The organism is Sphingopyxis sp. J-6 (assembly GCF_046603995.1).
Lineage (GTDB): Bacteria > Pseudomonadota > Alphaproteobacteria > Sphingomonadales > Sphingomonadaceae > Sphingopyxis.
The window spans coordinates 1849664-1871240 of record NZ_CP145810.1 but is presented as its reverse complement, the minus strand read 5'-3'; the positions used below and the strand labels follow the sequence as shown (position 1 = coordinate 1871240).

19 protein-coding genes are annotated in these 21577 nt (G+C 64.4%); 5 read left to right on the top strand and 14 right to left on the bottom strand.

The genetic code is table 11. From position 1 onward, the window contains the following. The 7 genes from V6U71_RS08950 to V6U71_RS08920 form a co-directional block, all read right to left on the bottom strand. Positions 1-441, bottom strand: a complete 441-nt coding sequence (locus tag V6U71_RS08950) for a hypothetical protein (RefSeq protein ID WP_411341913.1) — start codon at positions 439-441, stop codon at positions 1-3. Beyond that, positions 438-1718 (bottom strand): O-acetylhomoserine aminocarboxypropyltransferase, encoded by a 1281-nt coding sequence (locus V6U71_RS08945; protein WP_411341912.1) that lies wholly within the window; start codon positions 1716-1718, stop codon positions 438-440. The genes V6U71_RS08950 and V6U71_RS08945 overlap by 4 nt, the downstream gene beginning before the upstream one ends. A 21-nt stretch (positions 1719-1739) precedes the next feature. Then, the gene (locus V6U71_RS08940) at positions 1740-2234 is read right to left on the bottom strand and encodes a hypothetical protein (protein ID WP_411341911.1); all 495 of its coding nucleotides are present in this window, start codon (positions 2232-2234) and stop codon (positions 1740-1742) included. Next, positions 2231-4384, bottom strand: coding sequence for a methylmalonyl-CoA mutase (gene scpA, locus V6U71_RS08935; protein ID WP_411341910.1), 2154 nt, complete (start codon positions 4382-4384; stop codon positions 2231-2233). The genes V6U71_RS08940 and scpA overlap by 4 nt, the downstream gene beginning before the upstream one ends. A 110-nt stretch (positions 4385-4494) precedes the next feature. Beyond that, a complete protein-coding gene (gene mce / locus V6U71_RS08930) occupies positions 4495-4935 on the bottom strand; it encodes a methylmalonyl-CoA epimerase (RefSeq protein ID WP_411341909.1) in 441 nt (146 codons plus the stop codon). Between the two features lie 10 nt (positions 4936-4945). Next, positions 4946-5695, bottom strand: a complete 750-nt coding sequence (locus tag V6U71_RS08925) for a hypothetical protein (protein WP_411341908.1) — start codon at positions 5693-5695, stop codon at positions 4946-4948. Between the two features lie 94 nt (positions 5696-5789). Beyond that, positions 5790-7322, bottom strand: coding sequence for an acyl-CoA carboxylase subunit beta (locus V6U71_RS08920; protein ID WP_411341907.1), 1533 nt, complete (start codon positions 7320-7322; stop codon positions 5790-5792). Between the two features lie 108 nt (positions 7323-7430). Between V6U71_RS08920 and V6U71_RS08915 the strand changes: the two genes are divergently transcribed. Then, positions 7431-8840 carry a helix-turn-helix domain-containing protein gene (locus tag V6U71_RS08915; RefSeq protein WP_411341906.1) on the top strand — a complete coding sequence of 470 codons (1410 nt, stop codon included), beginning with the start codon at positions 7431-7433 and terminating at the stop codon, positions 8838-8840. On the opposite strand, the gene V6U71_RS08910 is transcribed toward V6U71_RS08915, so the two are convergent. From V6U71_RS08910 to pgi, 3 genes are all read right to left on the bottom strand, one after another. After that, positions 8837-9853 carry an NAD-dependent epimerase/dehydratase family protein gene (locus V6U71_RS08910; RefSeq protein ID WP_411341905.1) on the bottom strand — a complete coding sequence of 339 codons (1017 nt, stop codon included), beginning with the start codon at positions 9851-9853 and terminating at the stop codon, positions 8837-8839. The genes V6U71_RS08915 and V6U71_RS08910 overlap by 4 nt on opposite strands. Positions 9854-9913: 60 nt before the next feature. Then, positions 9914-11260, bottom strand: coding sequence for a glutathione-disulfide reductase (gene gor, locus V6U71_RS08905; protein ID WP_411341904.1), 1347 nt, complete (start codon positions 11258-11260; stop codon positions 9914-9916). 107 nt (positions 11261-11367) lie between these two features. Then, positions 11368-12873, bottom strand: coding sequence for a glucose-6-phosphate isomerase (pgi, locus tag V6U71_RS08900; RefSeq protein WP_411341903.1), 1506 nt, complete (start codon positions 12871-12873; stop codon positions 11368-11370). Positions 12874-13069: 196 nt separating this feature from the next. Here pgi and lepB point away from each other — a divergent pair, with 196 nt between their 5' ends. Genes lepB through V6U71_RS08880 form a run of 4 tightly spaced genes read left to right on the top strand, consistent with a single transcriptional unit; the run spans position 13070 to position 15939 of the window. After that, a complete protein-coding gene (gene lepB, locus V6U71_RS08895; RefSeq protein ID WP_411342331.1) occupies positions 13070-13888 on the top strand; it encodes a signal peptidase I in 819 nt (272 codons plus the stop codon). Then, the gene (gene rnc / locus V6U71_RS08890) at positions 13885-14565 is read left to right on the top strand and encodes a ribonuclease III (protein WP_411341902.1); all 681 of its coding nucleotides are present in this window, start codon (positions 13885-13887) and stop codon (positions 14563-14565) included. The genes lepB and rnc overlap by 4 nt, the downstream gene beginning before the upstream one ends. Further along, positions 14562-15455: a GTPase Era gene (era, locus tag V6U71_RS08885; RefSeq protein ID WP_411341901.1), complete on the top strand. Its 894-nt coding sequence runs from the start codon at positions 14562-14564 to the stop codon at positions 15453-15455. The genes rnc and era overlap by 4 nt, the downstream gene beginning before the upstream one ends. 22 nt (positions 15456-15477) lie before the next feature. After that, positions 15478-15939, top strand: a complete 462-nt coding sequence (locus tag V6U71_RS08880; protein ID WP_411341900.1) for a hypothetical protein — start codon at positions 15478-15480, stop codon at positions 15937-15939. Position 15940: 1 nt separating this feature from the next. Here V6U71_RS08880 and V6U71_RS08875 read toward each other — a convergent pair whose 3' ends face one another. The 4 genes from V6U71_RS08875 to V6U71_RS08860 form a co-directional block, all read right to left on the bottom strand. Next, positions 15941-17062 carry a lipase family protein gene (locus V6U71_RS08875; RefSeq protein WP_411341899.1) on the bottom strand — a complete coding sequence of 374 codons (1122 nt, stop codon included), beginning with the start codon at positions 17060-17062 and terminating at the stop codon, positions 15941-15943. A 65-nt stretch (positions 17063-17127) separates the two neighbouring features. Beyond that, positions 17128-19680: a type I DNA topoisomerase gene (gene topA, locus V6U71_RS08870; RefSeq protein WP_411341898.1), complete on the bottom strand. Its 2553-nt coding sequence runs from the start codon at positions 19678-19680 to the stop codon at positions 17128-17130. A 65-nt stretch (positions 19681-19745) separates the two neighbouring features. Further along, entirely contained in the window at positions 19746-20414 is a 669-nt protein-coding gene (locus V6U71_RS08865) for a hypothetical protein (RefSeq protein WP_411341897.1), read from the bottom strand. Positions 20415-20507: 93 nt separating this feature from the next. Next, a complete protein-coding gene (locus V6U71_RS08860; protein WP_411341896.1) occupies positions 20508-21500 on the bottom strand; it encodes a hypothetical protein in 993 nt (330 codons plus the stop codon). Positions 21501-21577 lie beyond the last annotated feature (77 nt).

Below are 21577 nucleotides of genomic sequence, written 5' to 3'. Positions count from 1 at the left end.
CTAGTTGCAGAAGCGCTGGCGCGCTGCGGCGTAAAATTCGATCGGCGGCGTTTCGCCCGACATCGGTTCGTAATTGCCGTCGGCCCATGCCTTGCGATCCGCATAAGGGATGGTGACCTGCCGGCGTTCGGCGGCATCGCCATAGGTGCCGACGTCGTAAAGGGTGAAGTCGATATCGGCTTCGGCATCGTCGCAGTTGATGCGCATGACGCCCTTGTTCACATATTTCTCGGCCGTCTCGAAATAGATGTCGCGCCACGGTCCGTCGGACGCTTCGAGCCGCCCGAACCAGTTGGTGAAATAATATTCGATGTCCTGCTTGTAGAGATGCTCGACCGTCACGCCGGGACGATATTCGCTCGGCTGACCGAAATCCTTCGCCGCAGCGGGAGAGGCGGCCGCGAGCAGCGCCAGCGCGGCGAGAAGCGAACGCACGCTCACGCCGCCCCCTCCAGCGCCTGCGCCAGATCGGCGATGATGTCGTCGATATGCTCGATCCCCACCGACACACGCACGACGTCGGGTCCCGCGCCGGCCTCGACCAGCTCGGTTTCGGAAAGCTGGCTGTGCGTCGTCGAAGCGGGATGGATGATCAGCGAGCGCGTATCGCCGAGGTTCGCGAGATGGCTGAACAGCTTGACCGAGGACACGAGTTTGACCCCTGCCTCATACCCGCCCTTGAGCCCGAAGGTGAAAACGGACCCGCCGCGGCCGCCCAGATATTTGTGTGCCAGCTCATGATAGAGGCTGTCGCGCAGCCCGGCATAGGACACCCAGCTCACCGCCGGATGGCCCTGCAGCCATTTCGCGAGCGCGACGGCATTGCTGCAATGCCGCTCCATGCGCAGCGCCAGCGTTTCCATGCCGGTGAGCGCGAGGAAAGCGTTCATCGGCGCCAGCGCCGGGCCAAGGTCGCGCAGGCCCAGCGTCCGTGTGGCGAGGATGAAGGCCAGATTGCCGAACGCCTCGGTGAACTTCAGCCCGTGATACGAGGCGTTGGGTTCGCTCAGCGTCGGATATTTGCCGCCCTTCGCCCAGTCGAACGACCCGGCATCGACGATCACCCCGCCGATCGCATTGCCATGGCCGTTGAGGAATTTGGTCGTCGAATGGACGACGATGTCGGCGCCATGCTCGATCGGGCGGCAGAGGATCGGCGTCGCCATCGTATTGTCGACGATCAGCGGCACCCCGGCATCGTGCGCGACCTTCGCGATCGCCTCGATATCCTGCACCACCCCGCCGGGGTTGGCGAGGCTTTCGATGAACACCGCGCGCGTCTTGTCGTTGATCGCGGCGGCGACATTGTCCGCATCGTCCGCGTCGACGAACTGCGTCGTCCACGCCATCTTGCGAAAGCTCTGCCCAAGCTGGTTGAGCGACCCGCCATAGAGCTTCTTCGCCGCAACGATCTCGCAGCCCGGTTCCATCAGCGTGTGGAAGGCCAGGAATTGCGCGGCATGCCCCGACGCCACCGCCAACGCCGCCTGCCCGCCTTCGAGCGCCGCGATCTTGCCTTCGAGCGCGCCGTTCGTCGGGTTCATGATCCGGGTGTAGATGTTCCCGAATTCCTGCAGGTTGAACAGCCGCGATGCGTGCTCGACATCGTCGAACACATAGGACGCCGTCTGATAGATCGGCGTGATCCGCGCTTTCGTCGTCGGGTCGGGCTGGGTTCCGGCATGAACCGCGGCCGTTTCGGGCTTCATGTCAGTCATTCCTTCCCCCTGCCTGTCCGCTCAGGCACCGACGCGATAGGTAAGCGCAAGTTGCTGTGCCGGGATCGTCGGGCCGAAATAATAGGAGACGCTATGGGTCTTGCCGTTGACCTGCCATTCCCAGCGCATCCCGCCGTCATAGACGACGCGGACCGGCGGCAGGCCGAGCGCCCTGTCCAGTCCTTTTTCGATCGCCGTCGCGACCGTCTCGCGGTCGCTTTCGCCGGTGCTGAGCGCCGCGTCGAAATCGCATTGCGTCGGCGCCGAGCGGGTCACGACTGTCCGGTCGGAACGCCAGCGATCGTCGTCGGCGCGCTCATAGCCGAAATCGCTCTTGGCGACGGCATATTCGAAGCGCTTGGCGCTGGGAAAGATCGACAGGCACAGATCGTCGAACTCGGCGACCGCCCGGTCGAGACCGGTCACCGCCAGCCCTCCCGAAGCTTCGGTCGTCGCGCCCGCGGGCGAAACACCCGCGACAGCAAGGGTCAATGCAAAGAGAAACCGCTTTTTCATGTCAAAGCCTCCTCCATCACCGGGGGCATATTGTGCCCCAACAAACGCAGCACGTCGGCCGCGCACTCTACCACATTGCTGCCGGGACCATAAATCCCCTGCACGCCTGCATCGCGCAGATATTGATAATCCTGCGGCGGAATGACGCCGCCCGCGATCACCTTGATGTCGCCGCGCCCTGCTTCCTTCAATTTGCCGATCAGTTCGGGGATCAGCGTCTTGTGCCCGGCGGCAAGGCTCGACGCGCCGACCACATCGACGCCGCTGTCGAGCGCCAAAACGACGGTTTCCTCGGGCGTCTGGAACAGCGGTCCCGACACGACGTCGAAACCCATGTCGCCGAACGCCGAGGCGATGACGTTGGCGCCGCGGTCGTGGCCGTCCTGCCCCATCTTGGCGACGAGCAGTTTCGGCTTGCGGCCCATCCGGCGTTCGACCGCCGCGACGCCGTCGAGCACCTGCTGCCAGCGGTCGTCACCCTCGTAGGGCGCGGCATAAACGCCCTTCACCGGGGTCGGCTGGGTGCCGTAACGGTCGAAGCTTTCCTCCATCGCCGACGAAATTTCGCCGAGCGTCGCGCGGGCGCGGGCGGCTTCCACCGCGTGCGCCAGCAAATTATTCTCGATCGACTGTTCGCCCGCCGCCGCATCGCGCAGCGCCTTCAGCGCCGCCTGACACGCCGCCTCGTCGCGGCCTGCCTTGGTCTTGTTGATCCGCGCGATCTGCGCCTCGCGGACCTTGGTGTTGTCGACCTCGAGCGTTTCGAGCAGATCCTCGTTGGCGAGGCGATATTTGTTCACCCCGACGATCACATCGTCGCCGCGGTCGACACGCGCCTGTCTTGCAGCAGCCGCCGTCTCGATCATCGCCTTGGGCCAGCCGGCGGCGACGGCCTTCGCCATCCCGCCTTCCTTCTCGACGCGCTCGATAATCTCCCACGCCTTGTCGACCAGCTCCTGCGTCAGCGCCTCGACATAGTAAGAGCCGCCCAAGGGATCGACGACCTTGGTCATCCCGGTCTCTTCCTGGATGACGATCTGCGTGTTGCGCGCGATGCGCGCCGAGAAATCGGTCGGCAGCGCGATCGCCTCGTCGAGCGCGTTGGTGTGCAGCGACTGGGTGCCGCCGAGCATAGCGGCCATCGCCTCGATCGTCGTACGCATGACATTGTTGTACGGGTCCTGCTCGGTCAGGCTAACCCCCGAGGTCTGGCAGTGCGTCCGCAGCATCTTCGACCGCTCGTCCTTGGCGCCGAGGTTGGTCATCACGCGATGCCACAGCACGCGCGCGGCGCGGAGCTTCGCGATCTCCATGAAAAAGTTCATGCCGATCGCGAAGAAGAAGGACAGGCGCCCGGCGAACTTGTCGATGTCGAGGCCGCTGGCGACGCCGTAGCGCACATATTCCGCCCCATCCGCAATCGTGAACGCCAGCTCCTGCACCTGCGTCGCGCCGGCTTCCTGCATATGATAGCCGGAGATCGAGATGCTGTTGAACTTCGGCATCTCGCGAGACGTGTAGCCGAAGATGTCCGAGATGATCCGCATGCTCGGCTCGGGCGGGTAGATATAGGTGTTGCGGACCATGAACTCCTTGAGGATGTCGTTCTGGATGGTCCCGTCGAGCAATTTGCGCTCGACCCCCTGCTCCTCGCCGGCGACGATGAAGAAGGCGAGGATCGGTATCACCGCGCCGTTCATCGTCATGCTGACCGACATCTGGTCGAGCGGAATGCCGTCGAACAGGATCTTCATATCCTCGACGCTGTCGATCGCGACCCCCGCCTTGCCGACGTCACCGACGACGCGCGGATGGTCGCTGTCATAGCCGCGGTGCGTCGCAAGGTCGAAAGCGACCGACAGGCCCTTCTGCCCCGCGGCGAGGTTGCGGCGATAGAAAGCGTTCGATTCCTCGGCGGTCGAGAAGCCCGCATATTGCCGGATCGTCCACGGCCGCCCCGCATACATCGACGCACGCACGCCGCGCGTGAAAGGCGCGAAGCCGGGTAGGCCGGGGTCGGTCTTCACGTCCTCGGCCGTATAGAGCGGCTTGACGTCGATCCCCTCGGGCGTCGGCCAAGTGAGGTCCTTGCCCTTCACTTCCTTGTCGGCGGCGGCGGCCCATTGGTCGAGGGTCGGTTTGTCGGTCATATGCGTATCTCTACTCTGTTTTCGTCATGCCGGACTTGATCCGGCATCCCGCTCCGCGACGTCGAGTAGCGGGACCCCGGATCAAGTCCGGGGTGACGACGAAATGAAACTCAATGATCGCCCTTCGGCGTTTCCATAATCTCGGTCAGCACCCCACCCATATCCTTGGGGTGGAGGAAGAAAATCAGCGTCCCGTGCGCCCCGATGCGCGGTTCGCCCAGCACCCGCTTGCCCATCGCCTCGAACTCGGCCTTCGCGGCATGAATGTCGGGCACTTCGTAACACATATGATGCTGCCCTCCTGCAGGGTTCTTTTGCAGGAATCCGGCGATCGACGCATTGCCCGGCAGTGGTTCGATCAGCTCGATCTGTGTGCCGTTCAGCGCGCCATCGGCGCCCGGCGTATCGACGAAGCACACCTTCACGCCTTGATCGGGCAGGTCGAAGGGTTCGTGAATCTGCGTCGCCCCCATCACATCGCGGTAAAAGACGATGCTGTCGGCAATCGACGGCGTCGCAACGCCGATATGGTTGAGGCGACCCAGTTTCATTCCATTCTCCTCAGCAACCCGGAACCTGGTCCTTGCCGACCAGCTCGTACTTGCCGTTGTTGAGCACATATTCCTGCTTGAAAGACCGCGTGCCGGTGTAGGCGACGGTGAAGCTCTTGTCGGGTACCGCGGCAGCGATCTTGCCCTCATATTCCTGTTCGGTCTGACCGAGGCCCGCGCCCGAACTCATCCCGTCGGTAAAGCTGCCGCGATCGACCGGGCCGTCGGGGGCCAATTCGGTCACCGCCGCCGATCCGATCGCGCAGCCCTGCCATACGCCGCCGCCCGCGGTGATCAGATAGGGGTTGCGGCCGAGCAGGCTCGAAAAGGCCCAGCTCGTCGCGCCGTTGCCGACGGTCCCCGTCGCGCCGAGACCGATCCACTCGCCCTGCTTCACCCAGCCGTCGGGGCTCGATTTCAGATAATGGATCGCGTTCAGACCGCCTTCGCTGTGCCCTGCCTCGTCGAGCGACCCGACGCTGAGCAGCACCCCGGTGTTGTCTGCGAGCAGATGGATGGCGACCGGGCGGAAATGATAGCTCCGCTCGTCGATCGTCCGCGCCGCCTCGGGCTCCGCCCCCTTGGGCAGGCCGAAGGCGGTACGGAACGCCAGGTCGATCGTTTCATCCTCATCGCTGCCGAGCGTGATCGGGAAGACTTCCTTCTCCGCGTCGACCGGCGTGTCGGGGTCGAACGCCGACGCTGCGGGCGACATCAGCGCCGACAGGGTAATAACAGCGGCAAGAACGGATTTACGCATCTCGAAACCTCATTTGATAGTCGAACATCGCGGCCGCGCTTTCGGGCCGCGATCCCTAACTACCTCATCTGCGAGGAAATTTTAGTGCTCGCTGTCACAACGGGATATTGTCGTGCTTCTTCCACGGATTTTCGAGGCTCTTGTTGCGGAGCTTGCGAAGGCCCAGCGCGATCCGCTTGCGCGTGTTGTGCGGGTGGATGACCTCGTCGATATAACCGCGCGATGCCGCAACGAACGGGTTGGCAAAACGGTCTTCATATTCCTTCGTCCGCTCGGCGATCTTTTCGGGGTCGCCGATATCGCTGCGGAAGATGATCTCGACCGCGCCCTTCGCGCCCATCACCGCGATCTCGGCGGTCGGCCAGGCATAGTTCAAATCGCCGCGCAGATGCTTCGACGCCATCACGTCATATGCGCCACCATAGGCCTTGCGCGTGATCACGGTGATCTTGGGCACCGTCGCCTCGGCATAGGCAAAGAGCAGCTTCGCGCCATGCTTGATGATGCCGTTATATTCCTGCGCCGTGCCGGGCAGGAAGCCCGGGACATCCACGAAGGTGATGATCGGGATTTCGAACGCGTCGCAGAAGCGCACGAAACGCGCCGCCTTCTTCGACGAATTGATGTCGAGCACGCCCGCCAGCACCATCGGCTGGTTGGCGACGATGCCGATCGTGCGGCCTTCGATGCGCCCGAAGCCGCAGATGATGTTCGCGGCGTGCCCCGGCTGCACTTCGAAGAAATCGCCCTCGTCGACCGTCTTCCGGATCAGCTCGTGCATGTCGTACGGCTGGTTCGCATTCGGCGGGATCAGCGTGTCGAGGCTGGGCTCGGCGCGATCATAAGGGTCGCTCGTCGGGCGAACCGGAACGCCGCTGCGGTTGTTCTCGGGCAGATAATCGAAGAAATCACGCGCCGCGAGCAGCGCTTCGATGTCGTTTTCGAACGCATTGTCGGCGACCGAGCTTTTCGTCGTGTGGGTGATTGCCCCGCCAAGCTGCTCCTGCGTCACCACTTCGTTGGTCACCGTTTTGACAACATCGGGCCCGGTAACGAACATATAACTCGAGTCCTTCACCATGAAGATGAAGTCGGTCATCGCCGGGCTGTAAACCGCGCCGCCCGCGCAGGGCCCCATGATCAGGCTGATCTGCGGCACTACACCGCTGGCGAGGACGTTACGCTGGAACACCTCGGCATAACCGCCCAGCGAAGCAACGCCTTCCTGAATACGCGCGCCGCCGCTGTCGTTCAGGCCGATGACCGGCGCGCCGACCTTCATCGCATTGTCCATGACTTTCATGATCTTCTCGGCATGCCGCTCCGACAACGAGCCGCCGAAGACGGTGAAGTCCTGGCTGAAGACATAGACGAGGCGGCCGTTGATCGTGCCGCTGCCGGTGACGACGCCGTCGCCCGGCACCTTCTGGTCCTGCATCCCGAAATCGGTGCAATTATGCTCGACATAGGTATCGAGCTCCTCGAACGAACCTTCGTCGAGCAGCACGTCGAGCCGCTCGCGTGCGGAGAGCTTGCCCTTGCTGTGCTGCGCATCGATGCGCTTCTGCCCGCCCCCCAGAGCGGCGGCGGCGCGGCGGCGTTCCATTTCGGCGATGTTGGCGGACATGCTTCTCTCCGGATAATATCGAGTGCGCCATCTGCCCCCGCACGCGCCATGATGCAAATGTGAATTTGCAAAGTTGCAAAGTCAGACTTTGCAAAGTATCCTCGCCCGATGCTACCGACCCGCCTCTACGCTGGGCGACAACTTCGCCAACTTCGGGAATCGCGCGCCCTCCGCCAGTCGGACTTCGCCGCGCAACTCGACATCTCGGCTTCCTACCTCAGCCAGATCGAGCATGACGACCGCCCGCTGACCCCGGCGCTGCTCGACCGTCTGCAAAAACTCTTCCCGCTCGAATGGGAGGAGGTCGCCGCCGACGCCGGCGACCGCCGGCAGGGCGCGCTCCGCGAAGCCGCCGCCGATCCGCTGTTCGCCGCCGCGCCTTTGCCGCCCGAGCAGATCGAGCGCGCCGCATTGCAGCAGCCGCAACTCGCCGACCAGTTCGTTGCGCTCCACGCTGCCTATCGCCGCGCCGGACAGCGGCTGCAGATCATCGACGAAGCGCTGACCGGCGGCACCGCCGAGGGCAGCCGCCTGCCATGGGAGGAGGTGCGCGACTGGTTTCACGATGCGGGCAATTATGTCGACAGCATCGACCGCGCCGCCGAAGCCCTCGCTGCGAGCCTCAGCGGCTCGCCGCCCTCGCCCCCCGTCGAGACGATCGAGCGGCGCATGCGCAACGCGCTCGGCATTTCGATCGTCTATCGCCAGAGCCAGACGCTGCGCGACTTCGACGCGACGATGCGTCACCTCGTCATCGATCCGTCGCTGCCGACCGAAAGCCGGCGTTTCCAGCTCGCTCACCAGCTTGCTGCGCTCGCCCTCGCCGACGAAATCGCTGCGGTGGTCGAAGCCTCGCCGCTACGAACACCGGCGGCCCGGCAATTGCTCCACGTCGGGCTCGCCAACTATGCCGCAGGCGCGGTGCTGATGCCCTATGGTCCGTTTCGCGCCAGCGCGCGCGCGGTGCGGCACGACATCGACCGGCTGCGGCTCGAATATGGGGTCAGCTTCGAACAGGCGTGCCACCGCCTCTCGACCCTCCAGCGGCCCGGCGCGCGCGGCATCCCGATGTTCTTCTGCCGTGTCGACATGGCGGGCAACATCACCAAGCGGCACAGCGCGACGCGGCTGCAGTTCGCGCGCTTCGGCGGCGCCTGTCCGCTGTGGATCGTTCACGAGGCCGCGGCGATCCCCGACCGCATCCTGTTTCAGCTCGCCGAGACCCCCGACGGGCTGCGTTATGTTTCGATGGCGAAGGGGCTGGTGAAGCCATCGGGCAGCTACGCGCGAAGCCCGCGCCGCTACGCCGTCGCGCTGGGGTGCGAGGCACAATATGCCGGCGATTTCGTCTATGCCGACGGCGTCGATGTCGCTGCGCCACAGGCGGCTGCGCGGATCGGGCTGTCGTGCCGCATCTGCCCGCGCGAGGACTGCGACCAGCGCGCCTTTCCGCCCAGCGACCGGCCGATCCTCGTCGATCCCGACCGGCGCGATGTCGTGCCGTACCGGATCGGCTAGACCTTCACGATCCCGCGCTCGATCAGACCGTTCGCCGTCGCGAGCAGCGCTTCGTCGGGGGCTCGCATCGTCCAGCCGAGCGTCTCCATCGCATGGCTGCTGTCGCCGCCGCGCACATTGCCGAGTTCGGCAACGACCTGCTTGAGCTCGCGCCGGACAATCGCGAGCAGCTTGAGCAACCAGTCGGGCATCTTCCGCGTCGGCACCTTGCGCGCCTGCTCGCCCAGATTGGCCTTCAGGATATGCGCGACGTCGATAAATTTGAGGAATGGACCCGAGCAGACGAACCTTTCGTTCTTGATCCCCTCGGCGGTCAGCGCGCGATAGTGGAGGTCGGCGACGTCGCGCACGTCTATGATGCCGAAACCGACGTCGGGGCACATCGGCACTTTCCCTTCCAGGAGCTGCTTCACCACCTCGATCGAGGTCGACAAATCGTCCGACAGCAGCGGCCCGAACACCGCCGCAGGATTGACCGAGGCGAACTCCATATCGCCGCCCTCGGCCGCTACCCAGTCACGCGCGGCGCGCTCGGCAACGGTCTTCGATCGCGGGTAGGGCATGACCTCGGGATTATCGAGGTTGGTCCAGTCGGCCTCGTCATAGAGGTCACGGCTTTTGCCATGGCCATAGGCGATTGCCGCCATCGATGAGGTCAGGATGAAGCGCTTCACCCCTGCCGCCCTCGCAAAGCGGAGCGCGCGCAACGCGCCTTCGCGCGCGGGAACGACAAGTTCGTCGGCATGCTTGGGTACACCGAGCGGAAAGGGCGAGGCGACGTGCGCCACATGGGTACAGCCGGCGATAGCCTCGGCCCAGCCCGCGTCATGCTCAAGATCGGCAGCGAAAAATTCGAGCTTGCCGTTATCGACGTCGAGCCAGCCGCGAACCTCGGGCTCGCGTTTCAGGCTGCGGACCGTGGCATGGACGGTCCAGCCGTTCGCGATCAACTGCCGGATCAGGAAGCCCGCGATATAGCCGCTGCCCCCGGTGACCAATGCCGTGCCCGCCATCCGCACCTCCCCTGCCCGTTGTTGGGCCAGGATAGCGCGTTTTGGTTGCGGGCCGAAACCTTATTTCAGCAGCACGAGCTCCTCGGCCATGCTGGGGTGGAGCGCGACGGTGGCGTCGAAATCGGCCTTGGTCAGCCCCGCCTTCACCGCGATCGCGGCGGCCTGCAATATCTCGGGTGCATCGGGTCCGATCATGTGCAGCCCGACGACCTGATCGGTCGCTGCATTGACGATCATCTTGTAGAGCGCGCGCTCGTTACGGCCGGCGAGGACATTCTTCATCGCGCGGAAATCGCTCGTGTAGGTGCGAATGCTGCCCAGCTTGTTGCGCGCCTCGGCCTCGGTCATCCCGACCGCACCGATCGGCGGATGGCTGAACACCGCGCTCGGAACATTTTTATAATCGACGACGGTCGGCTTGCCGCCGAACACCGAGTCCGCGAATGCCTGCCCTTCGCGGATCGCAACGGGGGTAAGCTGGATGCGGTTGGTCACGTCGCCGACGGCATAGATACTCGGCACCGACGACTGGTTGTCGTCGCCCACCTTGATCGCACCATGTTCGTCGAGCTCGACGCCGATATCCTCAAGGCCCAATCCCTTCGTGTTCGGCGTCCGCCCGGTCGCGATCAGCACCGCGTCGGCGGTGATCGCATCGCAATTTTCGAGATGGACGGTCAGCGTGCCGTCGTCGTTCTTCTCGATCGACTGGAACGGCGCGTTGAACTTGAAGTCGATCCCCTTCGTCATCGAAATCTGGAGCAGGCGATCGCGGATCTGTTCGTCATAGCCGCGCAATATGGTGTCGCCGCGATTGACGATCGTCACCTTGCTGCCGAATTCGTTGAAGATGCCGGCGAACTCGTTGGCGATATAGCCGCCGCCCGCGATCACGACGCGCTTCGGCAGCTTGTCGAGATGGAAAACCTCGTTCGAGGTGATCGCATGCTCGCTGCCCGGAAATTCGGGAACGAAGGGCCAGCCGCCCGTCGCGATCAGGATGCGTTCGGCGCTGATTTCCTGGCCGTCGGCAAGGCGGACCTTCTGCGGCCCGATCAGCGTCGCGCGCGTTTTGAAGACGGTGACCTTGTGGCTGTCGAGCGTCTGGCCATAGAGGCCTTCGAGCCGGTCGACCTCGGCCAGCACATTGTCGCGCAGCACGGTCCAGTTGAACTTGCAGTCGGCGACCTCCCACCCGAATTTCCGAGCGTCGTGAATATCCTCGGCGAAATGGGCGCCATAGACGAGCAGCTTCTTGGGAACACAGCCGCGAATGACGCAGGTCCCACCGACCCGATGCTCCTCGGCGACCGCGACCCGCGCGCCGTGCGAGGCCGCGATGCGCGAGGCGCGCACCCCGCCGGACCCCGCACCGATGACGAACAGGTCGTAGTCGAACTCGCTCATGGATGAACCCCGCGCTTGAGATGAATTGCAATCGGCAACGGACGCCTATGTGGTTACGCCACGGCGACTTGCCAATCGAATTTGCGGTTACTGTGATGAACTTCCGGTCATTCGCCGAGCGCCGCGTGCATCAGCGCCTGTGTCGCGGGGTCGAATTCGACGGTTCCCTCGGTCAAACCCTTCGCCATTTCCTTCCCCAGTTCGACCCCGAACTGGTCGAAGGGGTTGATGCCGAGCAGCACGGCATTGGCAAAGACCCGGTGCTCGTAAAAGGCGATCAGCGCGCCGAGGCTGCGCGGGCTGACCTGATCGAGCAGGATCGTCGTCGACGGGCGGTTGCCCGGATAATTGCGCGCGCCGTCCTCGCTCGCGCGGCCCGTCATCAACGCCGCGCCCTGCGCGATGCAATTGGCGACAAGCGTTTCGTGATGGGCATCGTCGAGCAGATGATCGGGCTCGCGCGCGACGACGAACTCGACCGGGGTCAGGTGCGTGCCCTGATGGAGCAACTGGAACACCGCGTGCTGCGCATCGGTGCCGACCCCGCCCCAGGTGATCGGCGCGCTGTGACGTCCGAGCGGCGCGCCATCGAGCGTCACTGACTTGCCGTTTGATTCCATTTCGAGCTGCTGGAGATAGTCGGGCAGCAACCGCAGCCGCTCGTCATAGGCAAAGACCGCGCGCGTCTGGCAACCGAGGCGGTTGGCATAGAGCTGGTCGACGAACGCCGCGAGCAGGCAGATATTGTCCGCGCCGTCGGCGAGCCGGAAGTGCCGGTCCATTTCGGCCGCCCCCTCGAGCAGGTCGGCAAAGGCGTCCCATCCCAAGGCCAGCGCGGCGGGAAAACCGATCGACGACCAGAGCGAATAGCGGCCGCCGACGGTTTCGCTGAACGGCAGGATGCGCGTTTCGTCGACGCCCCATTCGATCGCGCGCTCGGGCATCGCGGTCAGCGCGATCACCCGGCCGAGCGGATCGTCAACGCCACCTTCCTCGAGCCACTGCAACGCCGACGCGGCGTTGAGCAGCGTTTCGGTCGTGGTGAAGGTCTTCGAGGCGACGGCGATAAGCGTATGTTCGGGGCTGAAGCGCGCAAAGGCTTCGGAAAGCGCGGCCCCGTCGACGTTCGAGACAACCGCGACGTCATAACGCGAACTGTGCCGCCCAAGCGCGTCGACGAGGAGGTCGGGGCCAAGCGCCGAACCGCCGATGCCGATATGGAGCAGGTGGCGGATCTCGCCGAACGCACCCGCTTCGATCGCGTCGATCATCATCCGCATCCGCTGGTGCAGCGCCTGCGCGACATGCACCGACTCGGGCGCCCCGTCGCCCCGCTCGGCACTGTGCTCGGCCGCCCGGTTTTCCGTCGGATTGGCGATGCCGCCCGAAAAAAGCGTCTTGCGACGGCCGCCGAAATCCTGCGCCGCGGCGAGTTTCGACAGGATATCGATCGCGCCGTCATCGAGGTGGGTCTTGGCGAAATCGAAGCGGATATCGGCAACGCTGCGTACCAGAGCCTGCAACCGCGTGTCGGGATCGGCAGCGACCAGCTCGGTCAACGGCTTCGGCTGCCAGTCGGCAAGGGCCTGCCAGGCCTGCTGGGCGGTCGTCATGAACTTGGGTTCCTTCGAGGAGCGAGATCGGCCTTTTCATAGGCCCGCCGCCATCGGTGCGCCAGCGCCATCCGCCGATATTCGCTTGACGTGGGAACCTATTCATCGCCAATGCGCGGACATGACCGAAGCCAGCTTTACTGCCGATAACGCGCCTGCCGACCAGCCGGCGCCGGCCTCCCCCACCCCGACCCCGGTGTCGGCGAAGGAAGAGGCGGTCGATACCGTCCGCTTCCTTGCCCTGCTCGCGGTCGCGGTACTGATTTTCCGCAGCTTTTTCCTGTCGCCCTTCAACATCCCTTCGGAATCGATGCAGCCGCGGCTGCTGATCGGCGACTATCTGCTCGTCAACAAAATGGCCTATGGCTATTCGAAGTACAGCCTGCCGTTCAGCGTCCCGCTGATCCCCGGCCGGATTTTCGCACGTACGCCCGAACGCGGCGACGTCGTCGTTTTCAAGGCACCGCCGGTCGCCGACAATGATTATATCAAGCGGGTGATCGGCCTGCCCGGCGACAGCGTACAGGTTCGGGACGGCATCGTGTGGCTCAACGGCGCGCCGCTGAAACGCGAGGCGATGCCCGATCTCGTGATCCCGGTGACGCCGAACATGATCGAAGCATCGCGCGCGACAGGCACCCTGCCCTGCTATTCGCCCGAATTCGAAGAGGTCGATGCGAACGGCCTGCGCCAGTGCCGCTACAAGCAGTTCCGCGAAACGCTTCCCGGCGGCAAAAGCTATGCGATCCTCGACATCACGACCATTCCCGAGGACAATACGCCGCTCGTCGTCGTGCCCGAAGGGCATCTGTTCCTGATGGGCGACAACCGCGACCGCAGCGCCGACAGCCGCTTCCCGGCGATCGAGAATCAGGGCATCGGCCTTGTCCCCGAAAAGAACCTCGTCGGCCACGCGCTGGTCGGCATGTTCTCGACCGACGGGTCGGCAAGCTGGTTCAACCCGATCAGCTGGTTCACCGCCGCGCGCTGGAGCCGCATCGGGGACGGTTTTTGAGCGATACCCTCGACACCGGGACGCTCGCCGACATCATCGGCTGCGCCCCGGGCGACCTGGCGCTTTACGATCAGGCTTTGACCCACGGCAGTACGGGCCGCGCCGACTATCAGCGGCTCGAGTTTCTCGGCGACCGCGTCCTCGGGCTCGTCATCGCGTCCGAGCTTTACGCCCGCTTCCCCGCTGCGACCGAGGGAGAGCTTTCGTCGCGGTTGCATGCGCTCGCGTCGGGCGAAACCTGCGCCGCGATCGCGCGCCGGCTCGACCTTACCGCACTCGTCCGCTTCGGGGCGCAGGCCCGCAGCGATGGTGGCCGCTACAGCGACAATATCGCGGCCGATGCGATCGAGGCGCTGATCGGCGCGCTCTATCTCGACCAGGGAGCCGACGCCGCGCGTGCCTTCATTCTCGCCCACTGGGGCGGGATGATCGAGGGCCAGCAAGCGGCGCCCAAGCATCCGAAGGCCGCGCTGCAGGAATGGGCGCTCGCACGCAAGCGACGCCCGCCCGAATATGAAATCGTCGCGCGCGAAGGCCCCGATCATGCCCCGCGCTTTCGCGTTGCGGTGAGCGTCGGCAAGCTCGCGCGGGCCGAAGCCGAAGGCGCCAGCAAACAGGCGGCCGAAAAGGCCGCGGCGGCGGCGCTGCTCGCCGAACTCGAAGGACAGGAAAAATGACCCAGCGTTGCGGTTTCGTCGCCGTCGTCGGCGCGCCCAATGCGGGCAAATCGACCCTCGTCAACGCGCTCGTCGGCCAGAAGGTCGCGATCGTCAGCCCCAAGGCGCAGACGACGCGGACGCGGCTGATGGGCGTTGCGATGGAAGGCGACGCGCAGATCGTGCTGATCGACACCCCCGGCATCTTCGCGCCCACCCGCCGTCTCGACCGGGCGATGGTCGCGGCCGCGTGGGGTAGCCTCGAAGAAGCCGAGGCGATCCTCGTCATGGTCGACGCTGCCGCGAAGCTGACCGGCCGTGTCGAGCGCGTACTGGAGGGCATCGCGAACCGACCCGAGAAGAAATATCTGATCCTCAACAAGGTCGATCTGACCAAGAAGGACAAGCTGCTCACCATCGCGACCGAACTCAACGCGCGGCTCGCGTTCGACGAAACCTTCTTCATCGCCGCTGGCAACGGCGATGGCGTGCCCGAACTCAAGGCGCATCTGGCGGCCCTGATGCCCGAGGGGCCCTGGCACTTCCCCGAGGACGAGGTCAGCGACGCGCCCGAGCGCATGCTGGCCGCCGAAATCACGCGCGAGCAGCTCTATCGCCAGCTCCACGAGGAATTGCCCTATCAGTCGACGGTCGAGACCGAGCTGTTCAAGTCGCGCCCCGACGGCAGCGCCGAAATCCATCAGCAAATCTACGTCGCGCGCGACAACCAGCGCGCGATCGTGCTCGGCAAGGGCGGCAGCCGGATCAAGGAAATCGGTGCCCGCGCCCGCGCCGAACTGACCGAACTCATGGGCCGCAAGGTGCACCTGTTCCTGCACGTCAAGGTCAAGGAAAATTGGGACGAAGACCGCAGCGTCTACCGCGACATGGGGCTCGACTGGGTGGAGTGAGGAACGATCCCAGAGGAAAATTATGCGCCGTCGTGATACATTCTACGCTAACAGGCCCAAATCGATCTACATCTTCGAATGGCTTATTTGGGCCCTTCCACTTACGGTTTTTGTGGACGTGTTGCTTGCCTTCACCGCACTGGCAATGCTCGATCCTGCTATCATGTACATAATGGATGGATCTTTAAGTACGATCGCTCCAGCAGTAGGCGGTTTATTGTCCTTCGCGATCACATTTCTCTTTTCAGAATATATTGCCCATCGCGCGAGCGATATTGCGAAACGTCTATACACGTTCATCGCAGGGAGTGGCGCCCTAGCTTCTTATATTATGATTTGGCGTATCAGACCTCCTCACATGCCGGATAGCATTGCAATCGCAGGATTCGCCGCCGCAAGTGTGACCGTCATTTCAATCCTCATCCTGTTCCGCAGAGACGCATCAACTTGGCTTAAAAGGGGCGATGCGGAAACTTTCCGATAGCCTAAACCCGCCGGCAGTCGTTCGGCGGCGGGTTGCCGTCGAAACGCGAGGTGATCCAGCCGATCGTTTCCTGTGCGCTGTCCTTCGCGCTCGCGCCATGATCGCCGGTCATGTCGATCCAGCGGACGGGTGTGCCGCGCTTGCAGACCGCCTTGGCAAACTTGCGCGTCACCGCAGGAGCGACGATCGTATCCTTGCTGCTCTGCGCGATCAGGAGCGGCCCCGGAACGCGCGCCGGATCGACGCTGTTGGCGCGCGCGAACGAGCCGAAGGGTTCGATCCGTGCGATATCCTTGTTTCTCGTGGCGCGCGCGACGCTCAGGATGCCGAGGACCGTTCCGAGCTTCGGCTTCTTGTTGAACGCGACGCAATTATTCTCGGCGAGCCGGTGGATGATGCCCTGATTGGTCCGGTTGGCAATGCTGTCGAGCGGGAAGTCATAGAGCGTCGACCAGCTATGCAGCGCGAAGGACATCAGCAACGCACGCGCATTCTTGTCGCTCCCTTCGCGGAGGTTCGCCGCAAGGTCGGTCGGCGGAGCGGCGGCGGCCGTGGCGACCAACGTCAACTCGGGCGCATAGGCGCGCGCCGCCAATGCCGTCCATAGTGCCGCATGTCCGCCCTGCGATTCGCCCCAGACGGCAAAACTGCCGCCTGACGCCGCGCCCGGAATCTCGCGCGCCGCACGCACGCCGTCGAGCACGGCATTTGCCGTATCGGGGCCGACCAGAAACGGGTGCATCGTCGGACTGGCTAGCCCGATATAATCGGGCGCAACGACGACATAGCCGTTGCGAACCGCGTTCATGCCCGCCGAATATTCGAAGAAATTCGGGCTGAGCGAGGGAGCGCATTTTTCGGCGACGCCCCACGCGCCGTGCGTCCAGGCAATCACCCGGCGCGGACGCGGCGGGATCGCTTCCATCGGCGCCGCGACGATACCGGTGACCGCGAAGCGCGCGCCGCTGCCGTTGGTGGTCCAATATTGCACCCGCCAAGCCTGCACGCCCGCCGGCGCGTCCGCCATGGGCTGCGCCGAGATCAGGTAGCGCGGCGACTGGGCCGACGCCGGTATGGCAAACAGCGCGCAGAACGCGAGGAACGCGGCAAGCAGGTGGCGCATCGAAATACCTCCCGATGCGCCATCCTATCACGGCCTCGCGGCGCCGCAAACGCCGCCCGTTAACGCTATTCCGCCGCAGCCTTTTTCGCCGGCGCCTTCTTGGCCGCAGGCTTCTTCGCAGCGGCCTTTTTCTTCGGCGCTGCCTTTTTCTTGCCCTTTGCCGGCCCCTTGGCCGCGCGCGCATCGATCAGCGCGATCGCTTCCTCGAGCGTCAGCGTCGCCGGATCGGCGGTCTTGGGCAAGGTCGCGTTGGTCGTGCCGTCGGTGACGTAGGGACCGAAACGCCCTTCCATCAATTTCATCTCGCCGCCGCTCGTCGGGTGTGGTCCGAAAGTGTTGAGCGGTTCGGCCTTGGTCCGCCCGCGCCCGCCGCCAGCCGCCGCCTCGGCGATCCGGACGACCGCAGCGTTCATGCCGATGTCGAAGATTTCGGCCGTACCGGTCAGCTTCGCATATTTGCCGTCGTGGAGCAGATAGGGGCCATAGCGCCCGAGCCCCGCCATGATCGGCTTGCCGCTTTCGGGATGCACGCCGACCTCGCGCGGCAGGCTTAGGAGCCGCAGCGCATAGTCGAGATCGAAATCCTCGCCCGGAATGTCCTTGGGGATCGACGACCGCTTCGCCTCCTTGCCGTCGCCGAGTTGGATATAGGGGCCGAAACGCCCGCTGCGCTTCGTGACCTCAAGCCCGCTGTCGGGATCGGTCCCCATCGTCTCCGGCCCCGTGTCGCCCGCGTCGCTGCCTCCCGGCTGCGCGAATTTCCGCGTGAACTTGCAGTCGGGATAATTGCTGCAGGCGATGAACGGTCCGAACTTCCCGCCGCGCAGCGCCAGCCGCCCGGTGCCGCAATTGGGGCAGAGGCGCGGATCGGTGCCGTCGCCCTTGTCAGGAAAGAGATAGGGGCCAAGAAATTCGTCTAGCGCCGCGGTGATCTCCGACGGCTTCTGCTCCATCACCTCGCCGGTGCGCGGCTTGAAATCGCGCCAGAAGCGGTCGAGTACCGCCTGCCACTGGGCGCGGCCGCCGGACACGTCGTCGAGCTCTTCCTCGAGCCCGGCGGTATAGTCATATTCGACATAGCGTTCGAAGAAGCGTTCGAGGAAGGCAGTCAGCAGCCGCCCGCTTTCTTCAGGAATGAAGCGGTTCTTCTCGACGGTCACATAGCCGCGGTCCTTGAGCACCTGGACGATCGAGGCATAGGTCGACGGACGCCCGATGCCGAGCTCCTCCATCTTCTTGACGAGGCTCGCTTCCGAATAGCGCGGCGGCGGCTGCGTCTCGTGGCTTTCGACCTCGACGCCGGTCTTCGCCGGCGCATCGCCCTTGCTCATCGCGGGCAGCAGGCGCGCGTCCTCATCGTCGCCGCTGTCGTCGCGTCCCTCGTCGTAAAGCGCGAGGAAGCCGGGGAATTTCACGACCTGACCCGTCGCGCGCAGCACCGTCTTGCCGGTGCCGTCGCTGAGGTCGATGCTGGTGCGTTCGAGCCGCGCCGAAGCCATCTGGCTGGCCAGCGCGCGCTTCCAAACCAGCTCGTACAGTCGCGCATGGTCGCCGCTGCCCGCCTTGTCCTTCGAAAAATCGGTCGGGCGGATCGCCTCGTGCGCTTCCTGCGCATTCTTCGCCTTGGTCTGATACTGGCGCGGCTGGTCGGGGACATAACCGCCGTCATAGCGGTCGGCGATCGCCTTGCGCGCCGCGCTGATCGCGCTGCCGTCCATCTGGACGCCGTCGGTCCGCATATAAGTGATCGCGCCGTCCTCGTAGAGCGCCTGCGCGATCCGCATCGTGTGGCTCGCCGAGAAGCCGAGCTTGCGCGCCGCCTCCTGCTGCAGCGTCGAGGTGGTGAAGGGCGGCGGCGGATTGCGCGTCAGCGGCTTGGTCTCGACCGCATCGACGGTGAAATGCCCGGCCTTCACATCGGCCTCGGCGGCGCGCGCGTCGGCTTCGGTGCCGATCGTCAACCGTTCGATCTTGTCGCCGCGCCAGCGCGAAAGCCGCGCCCGGAACGGCGTGCCGCCCATTTCGAACAGGCCGGTGACCGACCAATATTGCTGCGCAACGAAGGCCTCGATCTCGCGCTCGCGCTCGACGACCATGCGCAGCGTGACCGACTGGACGCGGCCCGCCGACTTGGCGCCGGGCAGCTTGCGCCACAACACCGGCGACAGGGTGAAGCCGACGAGATAGTCGAGGGCGCGGCGGGCGCGATAGGCGTCGATCAGATCGTCGTCGAGCGCGCGCGGGTGCGCCATCGCGTCGGTCACCGCCTGCTTGGTGATCGCGTTGAAGGTCACGCGGTCGACCGCCTGCGGCAGCGCTTTCTTCGCGCGCAGCAACTCCTGGACATGCCAGCTGATCGCCTCGCCCTCGCGATCAGGGTCGGTCGCGAGGATCAGTCGATCGGCAGTCTTCGCCGCATCCTGGATTTCCTTCAGCCGCTTCGCCTTGTCGGGATAAAGCTGCCACTGCATCGCGAAACCGTCGTCGGGATCGACCGAACCGTCTTTCGGCGGCAGATCACGAACATGGCCGTAACTCGCCAGCACCTTAAAATCGCGACCAAGATATTTCTCGATCGTCTTCGCCTTGGCGGGCGATTCCACAATTACCAATTGCATGAAAAACCTGTTCCCCGGAAACTCTTACGTACGTACGCGCGAGGGTGGCGTCCTCGCGCTGTGCGTCAACCGAAAACTTCCTGCAAGGTCGATGCGGGCTGTTCGATATTCAAGAGCAGCGCCACCGCAGCCAGATAACCACCGACCTGCCCGGCGCCCGAGAACAGGTTCGTCATCACCAACCACGCAAATTCATACTCCTTGGTAAACGCCGGCCGATAGAGATCGAGGGCCAGCGGCCCCGCCGATATCATAAACAGGATCAGGCCGACGCCCAAGGCCGCGGGCCACCGCGTTTCCAGCATATCCCAACTGCGCCTCATCGCCGCGCGACGTCCGCCGCCGTCGCGGATCAGAATGACGTTGGCGACATACCAGCGCGCAAACAGATAGAGGCCGGGCAGAATGAACAACAAAAGTCCGGCAAGGATGCCCAGCCCGACCAGAATGCCTTGCAGATAGACCGTCAGCGAGTTGGAAATCGGCACAGCCGGCTCGACACCTTCCCGCTCCAATGCTTCGCGCGTCAACCAGACCTGCACAAAGGTAATCGCGACACCATAAAGGATGAGCACTCCCGATCCGGTGCCGCCCGACCGTTCCACCCCGACGTCGGACAATATGCCAATGGCCATCATCAATAGCGACGCCACCAGCACGGTGCCGGGCATGACGACCGTCATCTCCCAAGTCCGACGCAGCGTCGGAACAAGGAGTGATGCATCAAGCTGCATATGAACCCAATCCCCCTTTGCCCGTGCGACGACAAGGGCTTCGCGGACGCCGGGTGACCCGTCAAGATCAAACGGCGTCCGTCGGATCGATGCTCAGCGAAGCGCCCCCAACCGGCCCAGCAACATCGCGCTGGCGAGATTCGCTGCTTTCGCCGCGCCTTCCTCATAATTGCCGGGCTTGGCGGTGAAGGCGAACTTGCGCGTCTTGCCGAAGCGGAGACCGCCGAAGCCCATCACTGCGGCAACCCCGCCCGCAACGTTCGCGCCCGACTGCAGCGCCTTGTCGGTCCCGCTCGACGCGTCGCTCTTCTCGACGAACTCGCCCTCGACCGCCACCGGCGCCTTGACGGTGATCACCGACTGTTTGCCGCTCGGCGCGATCAGCGTCATGCGCGAATAGTCGGCGCTGACCGACAGCGCGCTGTTTACCTGGAGGCCGCCGAAGCTGAACGCACCGGGGCGCTTTTGCTGCGAAAAGTCGATGAGGTAGACGACGTCGATCACCCCGACCCCGGTTTCGCGGGCATAGTTGTTCAGCGCCATGTTCGCCTGCCCGGCCGACATGTTGATCCCCATGCTGCTCATGCCCGATCCCATGAAGTCGCCCGGGATCATCAGCAGCGACGGCAGCGCCGACGGTTTGAAATAGGTCGCCTTGCCCTTGCTGCCCTTTTCGAGCGCGATGTTGATGTCGAGCGGGACTTCCTGCGACTTGGTCTTGGCGAGCGCCGTGTGGCCGAACAGGTCGGCGGCGGGCTGGACGGTGTAGCCGCCTGCCGTGAGCTGGGCGACGAAGTCGGCATAGGCCGCATCGGTGATCGCCTGCATCATTTCGGGCGTTACGCCGACGAGCTCGCTCTTCGCCTTGGTCGTGCCCCCGAACGCGCCCATCAGGCCGCCCGACGCGGCCGTACGGTCGATCGATTCGAAGATGAAGCCGACATTGAACGCACCGACGGTAACATTGGTGACGCCCTTCGCGTTCGCAGGCCCCGATATCTTGACGGGCTCCACCTGTTTTGCGGCGACGTGGATGGGCTGGGCGAGCAACGCCAGCACGGCGGCAGCCGACAGCAGCTTTTTCATGGATTCTGGTCCTCCGTCCCCCGCGGCCAGAATCAAACCGGCGGCAAGGGTTCCCCGAAGCGACCCACGACCCCCGC

What these genes read in the sequence shown, in the direction of transcription:
- V6U71_RS08945 (WP_411341912.1), bottom strand. Translation starts at nt 1,718, where the DNA reads ATGACTGACATGAAGCCCGAAACGGCCGCGGTTCATGCCGGAACCCAG.
- V6U71_RS08940 (WP_411341911.1), bottom strand. Translation starts at nt 2,234, where the DNA reads ATGAAAAAGCGGTTTCTCTTTGCATTGACCCTTGCTGTCGCGGGTGTT.
- scpA (WP_411341910.1), bottom strand. Translation starts at nt 4,384, where the DNA reads ATGACCGACAAACCGACCCTCGACCAATGGGCCGCCGCCGCCGACAAG.
- mce (WP_411341909.1), bottom strand. Translation starts at nt 4,935, where the DNA reads ATGAAACTGGGTCGCCTCAACCATATCGGCGTTGCGACGCCGTCGATT.
- V6U71_RS08925 (WP_411341908.1), bottom strand. Translation starts at nt 5,695, where the DNA reads ATGCGTAAATCCGTTCTTGCCGCTGTTATTACCCTGTCGGCGCTGATG.
- V6U71_RS08920 (WP_411341907.1), bottom strand. Translation starts at nt 7,322, where the DNA reads ATGTCCGCCAACATCGCCGAAATGGAACGCCGCCGCGCCGCCGCCGCT.
- V6U71_RS08915 (WP_411341906.1), top strand. Translation starts at nt 7,431, where the DNA reads ATGCTACCGACCCGCCTCTACGCTGGGCGACAACTTCGCCAACTTCGG.
- V6U71_RS08910 (WP_411341905.1), bottom strand. Translation starts at nt 9,853, where the DNA reads ATGGCGGGCACGGCATTGGTCACCGGGGGCAGCGGCTATATCGCGGGC.
- gor (WP_411341904.1), bottom strand. Translation starts at nt 11,260, where the DNA reads ATGAGCGAGTTCGACTACGACCTGTTCGTCATCGGTGCGGGGTCCGGC.
- pgi (WP_411341903.1), bottom strand. Translation starts at nt 12,873, where the DNA reads ATGACGACCGCCCAGCAGGCCTGGCAGGCCCTTGCCGACTGGCAGCCG.
- era (WP_411341901.1), top strand. Translation starts at nt 14,562, where the DNA reads ATGACCCAGCGTTGCGGTTTCGTCGCCGTCGTCGGCGCGCCCAATGCG.
- V6U71_RS08880 (WP_411341900.1), top strand. Translation starts at nt 15,478, where the DNA reads ATGCGCCGTCGTGATACATTCTACGCTAACAGGCCCAAATCGATCTAC.
- V6U71_RS08875 (WP_411341899.1), bottom strand. Translation starts at nt 17,062, where the DNA reads ATGCGCCACCTGCTTGCCGCGTTCCTCGCGTTCTGCGCGCTGTTTGCC.
- topA (WP_411341898.1), bottom strand. Translation starts at nt 19,680, where the DNA reads ATGCAATTGGTAATTGTGGAATCGCCCGCCAAGGCGAAGACGATCGAG.
- V6U71_RS08865 (WP_411341897.1), bottom strand. Translation starts at nt 20,414, where the DNA reads ATGCAGCTTGATGCATCACTCCTTGTTCCGACGCTGCGTCGGACTTGG.
- V6U71_RS08860 (WP_411341896.1), bottom strand. Translation starts at nt 21,500, where the DNA reads ATGAAAAAGCTGCTGTCGGCTGCCGCCGTGCTGGCGTTGCTCGCCCAG.